This window comes from Micromonospora sp. PRAS1, from assembly GCF_059553435.1.
On record NZ_JCANNB010000097.1, the window covers coordinates 1 to 1,368 of the forward strand.

The 1,368-nt window shown below is 68.1% G+C and carries 1 protein-coding gene; it reads right to left on the bottom strand.

Annotation, left to right across the window (positions count from 1 at the left end):
• Nucleotides 1-6 precede the first annotated feature (6 nt).
• Complete coding sequence (locus AC507J_RS32235; protein WP_496294327.1) at nucleotides 7-1,218, bottom strand: ISAs1 family transposase; 1,212 nt, start codon at nucleotides 1,216-1,218, stop codon at nucleotides 7-9.
• Between the last annotated feature and the right edge of the window lie 150 nt (nucleotides 1,219-1,368).

A 1,368-nucleotide genomic window follows, 5' to 3' on the forward strand; every position in this document is an offset into this window, starting at 1 on the left:
CCAGGGTCATTGCGTGTTCGGATAGGCGCTGGTCACGGCTTGTATGAGATCGTTTGACCGGCGGTCAGCCCGCCGGTTGGCGCGGGCGATGTTGGTGGCGCCGTTGATGCGGTGCCAGCCGATCGCGGTGTTGCGTAGGGTGGCCATGATGGCGGGTCCGGTGCCGGTCCGGGCCTGGTGGTGGTCTTCACGGAACGTGACATCCCGGACGAAGTGGATCTTGTTCTCGATCAACCACTCTGCTCTGGCCCATTGCTGTAGTTCGGCGGGGTACGCGTCCGGGGCGGGGACGGAGGTGATCAGGTAGGCGGTCTCGCGGCTGGTCTTTGCCTCGATCGTGCGGGTCCGGGTTATCCGCACGGCCTGCTGGGCATGCGGGAAAGCGATCCCGCCGGGAGTGTGCAGGGTGACGGCCTTGACGGTCCGGGTCTCTGTGCGGCCGTGACCGGTGTCGCGGGTGCGGTCGCCGACCGGGATCTGCGCCCAGGGCAGGGACTTGAGCTGCGTGAACAGGGTGGGCTGGTTGCGTTTCGCCTGCAGGAGCAGGTGTGCTCCGCGGGCGGTGATCTGCCGGGCGTGTTCGGTCTGGGTGTGCAGGGCATCGGCGACGAACACGATTCCGGCCAGGTGACCGAGGACCCTCTCCACGGCGTCGAGCAGCGGCGTGAAGGAGGTGATCTCGTTGCTTTTCGTGTCGACGGTGACCTGGGCGAGGACGATGCCGGTGCTGGTGTCCAGCGCGGAGAGCAGGTGCACCTGGCGGCCGTCGGGCAGGCGGGCGCCCCGTAGCGTCTTGCCGTCGATGGCGATCACCGTCCGGTAGCGGCGCGGCCGCGTCACCGCCGGTGGCGTTCGGGCGCGCAGCCAGCCGGCCAGTACGGTGCTGACCAGGGTGGCGTCGAGGCGAATCAGTAGCCGCCAGAGGGTCGTGCCGGCCGGTACACCGCGGGTGAACCCGAGTCTGACCTGCGAGGGCTCGTCGAGGTCGTGAAGCCAGTCGGTGATCGCGGCGAACGACGAGGCGCCGCCGAGAACGGCGCATACCGCGACGGCGAGCACCGCGGCCAAGGGGTAGCGCACGCCGCGGGGATTGCGCGGGTCCGGGATCAGCCGCACCGCGGCCAGGAGTCCACCGTGTTCACCGTCGGTGACTGGTGATGGTGGCGTGTCGAGACCGGGGGCTGTCACGGTCAGTGCAGAGATCAGGGATGATGTCATCGGCGGGTGGAGTCCTCGGTGTCGTGAAGTCCTAGAGAAACTCCATGATCACCTTGAGGACTTCATCCGCTCCATCCGCCTCCACAAAGGCCCCTCACCTCGGGAAACCCCAGCTCAGGCACCCGGCCCGTGAGAACGCAATGCCCCTGG